General features: G+C 30.2%; 6 protein-coding genes and 1 riboswitch. All 6 genes read right to left on the bottom strand.

Translation table 11 applies throughout. The annotated features are described in order from the left end of the window. Window positions 1-84: 84 nt before the first annotated feature. The 6 genes from COL3_RS28560 to COL3_RS03910 all read right to left on the bottom strand — a co-directional run bounded on the left by COL3_RS28560 (window position 85) and on the right by COL3_RS03910 (window position 6172). Window positions 85-222, bottom strand: a complete 138-nt coding sequence (locus tag COL3_RS28560; protein WP_008419185.1) for a hypothetical protein — start codon at window positions 220-222, stop codon at window positions 85-87. 416 nt (window positions 223-638) lie between these two features. Continuing rightward, on the bottom strand, window positions 639-3167 hold the full coding sequence (locus COL3_RS03930) for a cation-translocating P-type ATPase (protein ID WP_008419187.1): 2529 nt from the start codon (window positions 3165-3167) through the stop codon (window positions 639-641). A gap of 92 nt (window positions 3168-3259) precedes the next feature. Next, window positions 3260-3350: riboswitch (NiCo riboswitch) on the bottom strand. 15 nt (window positions 3351-3365) lie between these two features. After that, window positions 3366-4091 (bottom strand): protein kinase family protein, encoded by a 726-nt coding sequence (locus COL3_RS03925; RefSeq protein ID WP_008419189.1) that lies wholly within the window; start codon window positions 4089-4091, stop codon window positions 3366-3368. After that, window positions 4091-4351 (bottom strand): hypothetical protein, encoded by a 261-nt coding sequence (locus COL3_RS03920; RefSeq protein WP_008419192.1) that lies wholly within the window; start codon window positions 4349-4351, stop codon window positions 4091-4093. Before COL3_RS03920 ends, COL3_RS03925 begins: the two co-directional genes overlap by 1 nt. A 227-nt stretch (window positions 4352-4578) precedes the next feature. Further along, window positions 4579-5451 carry a cation diffusion facilitator family transporter gene (locus tag COL3_RS03915; protein ID WP_008419193.1) on the bottom strand — a complete coding sequence of 291 codons (873 nt, stop codon included), beginning with the start codon at window positions 5449-5451 and terminating at the stop codon, window positions 4579-4581. Window positions 5452-5470: 19 nt separating this feature from the next. Further along, window positions 5471-6172, bottom strand: a complete 702-nt coding sequence (locus COL3_RS03910) for a L,D-transpeptidase family protein (protein WP_238475947.1) — start codon at window positions 6170-6172, stop codon at window positions 5471-5473. Between the last annotated feature and the right edge of the window lie 314 nt (window positions 6173-6486).

Here is a 6486-nt window from a genome sequence, read left to right as displayed (position 1 = left end):
TTTCTTACTTCAATTGGCTTAAATTTAGACTTAGTTCTAACTTCATATCCCATAAGTAGCCATTTTAATTCTTCTTTGTTAATTTTAAGAGCTTCGTCTGGAGTCATCGGCCATTTCAAAAGAACTAGCCTGCTTCCTAATATCTTCCTTACATATATCATCTGAGTCATAACCAGATATTTCAGGATAGTAATCTACTGAATACATTCTATCATTATACATATTTTTTCTTCCTTAATTTAGTATTTCAAAATCATATTATGTTTTAGTCTTATAAATTGTGCTTTGGTGCACCTATTACAACCATAAATACGCATTTGATATTTACATTTTCATCACCATAGCCATACTCATTAAAATGTCTATGATAAAGTTGTTATGGAAACTAGAACTGGAGACACCATTAATTAATATACAAATAAACATACTATGCAAACATCCATCCAATGAAAATATAGTGTTATTTTATTCTTAACTATTCATTTCCTAATAGATTATAATGATGAAACTATAATCATTTTTATACATATAGACTATACTGAAAAAGGACCAAAATAAGATTTTAATCAATAACCTTATTCTAGTCCTTTAATTATATTTAACTATTTGTAATTTCTGCTATGAACGCTTTATTTAACTCACTTGTTTTTAATATACTTAAATACTTTTACAATTTCATACCAAAAAACAGATGCTATTGATATGATAGATGCCATAATTAACTGACTAAAAGATAATGGTGCAAGTTTTAAAAAATTATTTAGAGGAGTATATAATATTAACATTAAACCAATAATAGTGCCTAAGCTAACAAGCCACATCACCTTATCCGTTTTGAGTTTAATAAATGATTTAATTGCAAATTCTGAATCAGAACTGTTTACTTGAACTAATAATAAATTAGAGAGTAATATAATTGTTAATCCAATTGCTCTTGCTAATGGCGCATTATCTATATTATTGTTTAAAAATACAAAGTAAGTTCCAAATGATGCTCCAAATATAACAAAGCCTTGTGCAACACTTTTGAAAAGACCTTTTGCTGTTATAAGCTTTTCATTTGGATTTCGTGGTGCTCTCTTCATAATATCACCTTCAGCAGGTTGACGTTCTAATACTACTGAACAAGTTGGATCAATTACAAGTTCAAGCAATACAACATGTAATGGAAGTAATAGAAGGCTTGCAGGATTTATTCCTAATATAGGTGCAAGCAATGCAGCAAACGCAATCGGAATGTGAATAGTAAATACATATCCAACTGCTTTTCTAATATTATCATAAATTCTTCTGCCATCTTTAATAGTGTCAACTATAGTTGAAAAATTATCATCAAGTAAAATCAAATCTGCTGCCTCTCTTGAAACTTCTGAGCCACGTTTTCCCATTGCAATACCAATATCCGCATATTTAAGAGCAGGAGCATCATTAACTCCATCGCCAGTCATTGCAACTATTTCTCCATTTGCTTTGAATGCTTTAACTATTCTCATTTTGTGCTCCGGAACAACTCTAGAAAAAATACTTACATCTTTAACCCTTTCTTGAAGTTCATTATCACTCATTTTATTAATCTCATCCCCAGTGATTATTTTATCACAATTGGGCATATTAATTTGTTTAGCAATAGAACTAGCAGTTATTCCATTATCACCTGTTATCATAACAACTCTAACCCCAGCTTTAGTACATGTTTCAATATCTTCTTTTACTGACTCCCTTGGAGGATCAGCAAGACCAACTATTCCACAAAGCTGCAAGCTACAGTCATTAATTGTATCAGGTATATCCTCTTCACTGTCTAATAACATTTGTCCAATCGCAATAACACGAAGCCCTTGGCTAGACATTTCTCTTATTTTATCTTCCACTATTTTTTTTTCATAATCTGGCAATTTACATAGTGTTAATATACGTTCAGGAGATCCTTTTGCTGCTACCACAATGCTATCACTATTTTTCCAAACGTTGCCCATCATTTTTGTTTCATCAGTAAAAGCATATTCCTTAATCAATTGTCCACCAAAAAGAATATCTTTTGTAATTTTTTGTTCTTCACAATAGGATATCATCGACTTTTCCATAGGGTCATAAGCATCCGATTTGCATCCCATTCCCATTATCTGTGTCACTTTTTTCGTATCACTTTCTATACTCCAAATATCTCTAACTGTCATTTTGTTCATTGTTATTGTACCTGTTTTATCAACACAAAGAACAGAAACAGCACCCAAAGTCTCAACTGATGGTAATTTTCTAACAAGAGATTGTTTTTTTGCAAGTCTCCAAGCACCCATTGATAAAAATACTGTTAGAATAACTGGAAATTCCTCTGGAATCATAGCCATGGCTAAAGTTACTCCAGATAAAATACTTTCTATGATTCTGTCTCTAAAATTATGATCTGGTATATTAAAATACGTAACAACACCAACAAACGCAAATAAAACAGCAGCAATTACAGCACATAATTTTACCAATTTTCCAGTTTGCTTTTGAAGTGGTGTTGGATTTTCAGGAGCGGACACGATATTTTGTCCAATTTTTCCGTATTCAGTTCCTGCTCCTATCTTGTCCACTAATATGGTACCTGTACCTTGAGTAACAAGAGTTCCCGCATAGCAATAATCATTACGCCAATAATCAGCATTAATATTTTTATTATTGCCATCACTAGTCTTCCATACCCCCTCAGCTTCTCCTGTAAGCGATGACTCATCAACACAAAGAGTACTTGCTTTTATTACTGCGCCATCTGCAGGCACCTTAACACCTTCAGCTATAAACATAATGTCTCCTGGTACTAAATCTGCACTATTAATTATCTTTTCCTCTCCATCACGAAGAACTTTTATATGTGGAGCTGATAAATCTTTTAAAGCATTTAATGTTTTATCCGTTTTCCATTCTTGAATTGCCTCAATACTAATCATTCCAACAACAAAAACAAGCATAATAGCACCATCTTTTGGCTCTCCTAAAATAAAATATATTATAGATGCTACAATTAACAATACAAACATTGGCTCACTAATGACATGGAAAATCTTGTGTAAAAAACTTTCCTTTTTTTCAGCCACAAGCTCGTTCTTACCAAACTGTTCCTGAAGTTCTTTTGCTTTAGAAGTGGTAAGTCCTTGATAATCCTGTATTTTTTGTTTACTCATAATAATTACCTCCATTTTACTTTTTTTAAATATCTCCAGATATTTAAATTGGGGGGATTTTTAAAATTGATATAAAAAAAAGTGGAACATTTTATTGTCCCACAGGTTCATTACTATCCTGCTGCCAATTAAGGCCCAGCCTACAAACCTTTTACAAGTTCATGGCCTGCTTAGTTAAATTATATATCTATAATCCTTTTAGTGATCTTGTACAACTTTTAATTCCTTGAAATCCCCTTCTACATCATAAATGCTTCTATATGCATCATCTAATTCTAATAACTTTCTCAGAAATTTTAATTCCCCTTTAGATAATTCCAGTTCTTCATACCAAGGTTTTGATTTTTTATTAGTTTTTTCAAAAGAAGAATAATATAAATGAATAAGTAAATGCCCTAAATATAAAAAATCAACTGGTGGAATGTATTTATCATTGTTTATTATTCTTGCAAGACCAAAATCAATAAGATAAACCTCATCACCATTAATAATTACATTAGGCACCCGTATATCTCTATGCACAATATTACGTTCATGAAGATATTTTATTATTTCTATTACCTTAATTCCTATATTAAAAATTTCATCTGGGGTAAATATATGCTTATCTCCAAAAATCATATCTTCTATTGTCTTTCCTCTTTTATATTCCAAAATATATGCATAGATCTTATCATCTTTAATTGTATCTACTATTTTAGGAATTAAAGGATAATTAATAATTGAAAGTATCTCTTCTTCAAATATAATTTTGTTACCACTCTTCTTAATGGCTTTGGACTTTATTACCTTTAGTACATATTCTTTGCCATTAAAATCAACTAAATAACATACACCAAATCTTCCCTCACCTATTAATCTTATAATCTTATATTTACCAACTGAGCTTCCTGGATCATATACCTTCTTTTTAAAAAATGGCATTATGACCACGAACTTTTATATCTTCTTTTATGATGCCCGTGATCTGAATAATGTCTTTGATCTGAATAGTGTCTTTCATTAGAATGATAGTTCTTATGAGAATCATGTGAATGATGTTTGTTATACCTCTTGCCTGAACTAGAAAATGAGCCAAACATTTTAAATATACGACTTAAAAAACCTTCTCTTTTATAATAGTTACTACCTCGATGCTTATCTTCATAGTGTCTTTTTCCTGATGATCTTGAGAAAAAACCCATTAAATACACCTCTTTTCAAAACATTCTTTACTAATATATGTCAGTTGTTATCAATTAAGAATTTACTTTATATTTTTATAATACGCTATAACCCGTTATATGTCAACAATACATAAAAAATAATTTAATCAAATTATATTATCAATTGATAATATAATTTGATTGATAACTTTTACCAATTTACATTAAAAGAAAAAATTACACTGAATAACTTATTTAACTAAAAATCATTCTTTTTTATAAGGATCAATATGAATATTTATCTGAGTATTTTTAATTTTTTCATTCATATCCTTTTTCAATTTTCTAATAATATCATGTGTTTCTTCGACTGTTAAATTAGGAGCAACGGTAATATGAAAATCAATATGCTTCATATTACCTGATTTTCTTGTTTTTAGCTTGTGGTAATCTATAAATTGATCTCTGTGTTCTCTTATTACTTTTTCTATCTCTGCTTCTTCTTCATCAGATAACCTTGCATCAAGAAGATAATCGAAGGCACTTTTAGAAAGTACCCATGCCTCTTTAATTATCAGTAGTGCTACAAGTATCGCAACTATTGAATCTAGTATAATTAATCCGGTAACCTTGATAAGAAGAATTCCAATACCTACGCCTAAAGATGTGTAGATATCAGTTTTTAAGTGAAGAGCATCTGCTTCAAGAGCCATGGAATCTTCCTCTTTCGAAACCTTGTATAACTTTCTTGACACAAAAAAATTTACAAGTGCTGAAACAACCATAACTCCAATTGCTATAGTTGCTTGTTCTATTGCAGTAGGTTCAAATATTTTCTTAAAAGCTTCAATAATAATCATTCCAGCAGCAATAAAAATTAAAATTCCTTCCACCATACCAGATATATTCTCTATTTTTCCATGGCCGTAAGGATGTTTCTTATCAGCTGGCTTTGAAGACTGCCTAACAGAGAAAAATGCTACTACTGATGCTAATAAATCCATACCTGAATGTATTGCTTCTGAAATAATACTTACTGAACCGCTTAAAGTGCCTGCTATAATCTTAAATATTATGAGTGTTGTGTTTGATATAATTGACAAAAGAGCAACTTTAACTTTTCTATCCGTAGTAACCATAAATAAACTCCTCTCTTTTTTAATCTACTAATATTATTCCAAGTTTTTTATACAGCTCATAATCAATATTATTGTTAACTTTTAGATCATTATCTTTTTTATATTTCATTACATACTCTTTCATACCCTCTCCATAGATACCATCTAATTTTCCTGGATAATATCCTTTTTCCTTCATCTTTCTTTGCACCTTAAAAACATCTGCCCCTCTATCACCTGGTTTTAGAGTTACTAGCCCCTTTTCAAACGGACCATATGGCCCTGCATATACTGCTACAATCATTCCTATTTCCTCATACTCATATAGATCTTCAACATCTCTATTTAGCATTCGAATGCATCCATGAGATGCCTCAGATCCAATTGATCCTGGTTTATTAGTTCCATGAATTCCAAAAATCCCCCACGGAACATTCAACCCAATCCACCTTGTGCCAAATCCTCCACTCCATTTGGACATACCAACAACTTTCCACGTGCCTATTGGAGAAGGCGTTTCCATTTTTCCACTAGCTATACTATATTTTTTTACGATTATATTCTTATCTTTATTAATTAAATAAAGTCTTTCTTCTGTAAGATCTACTAGTATAGCAAAACTTTCATTGGAATTAATTTTTGAATATGCCTCTACTGAGCATTCGCACATATTAAATATAAAAATAACTATAAAAACAAAGAAAACACTTCGTATAGAACTTCTTTTTTTCAATCCCTGCACCTCATTTCATACGAATTCTTCTTAAATATGTTACCCAGTTATTTTTCATATTAAAATATATTTTTATTCATTCTTCCTTGTTTTATATTTTATGAAATTTCACAATTAAGTTACTTATCAGTTCCTATCAACATACAGTATACACTTCGATTTATATTACTATATATTGTATATTAATGTTATATTTTTAATTATGCAAAATCCCAAATTAATTAAATTTAAAATAATAAACAAAAAAAGTCGTTAATTTGCATATTAAATTAGCGACTTTTTAGTAATCTGAATTTTAACAAAATCTTTGACTTTTATAATTA

Origin of the sequence: Clostridium sp. LS, from assembly GCF_002760435.1 — a bacterium.
Taxonomy (GTDB): Bacteria; Bacillota; Clostridia; order Clostridiales; family Clostridiaceae; genus Clostridium.
Note: the sequence above shows the minus strand (reverse complement) of the source record. Positions and strands in the feature narration are given on the sequence as shown.

Bases quoted from the DNA above. Each gene is read 5' to 3' on its own strand.
- COL3_RS03920 (WP_008419192.1), bottom strand. From the start codon at position 4,351: ATGGGTTTTTTCTCAAGATCATCAGGAAAAAGACACTATGAAGATAAG.
- COL3_RS03930 (WP_008419187.1), bottom strand. From the start codon at position 3,167: ATGAGTAAACAAAAAATACAGGATTATCAAGGACTTACCACTTCTAAA.
- COL3_RS28560 (WP_008419185.1), bottom strand. From the start codon at position 222: ATGTATAATGATAGAATGTATTCAGTAGATTACTATCCTGAAATATCT.
- COL3_RS03915 (WP_008419193.1), bottom strand. From the start codon at position 5,451: ATGGTTACTACGGATAGAAAAGTTAAAGTTGCTCTTTTGTCAATTATA.
- COL3_RS03925 (WP_008419189.1), bottom strand. From the start codon at position 4,091: ATGCCATTTTTTAAAAAGAAGGTATATGATCCAGGAAGCTCAGTTGGT.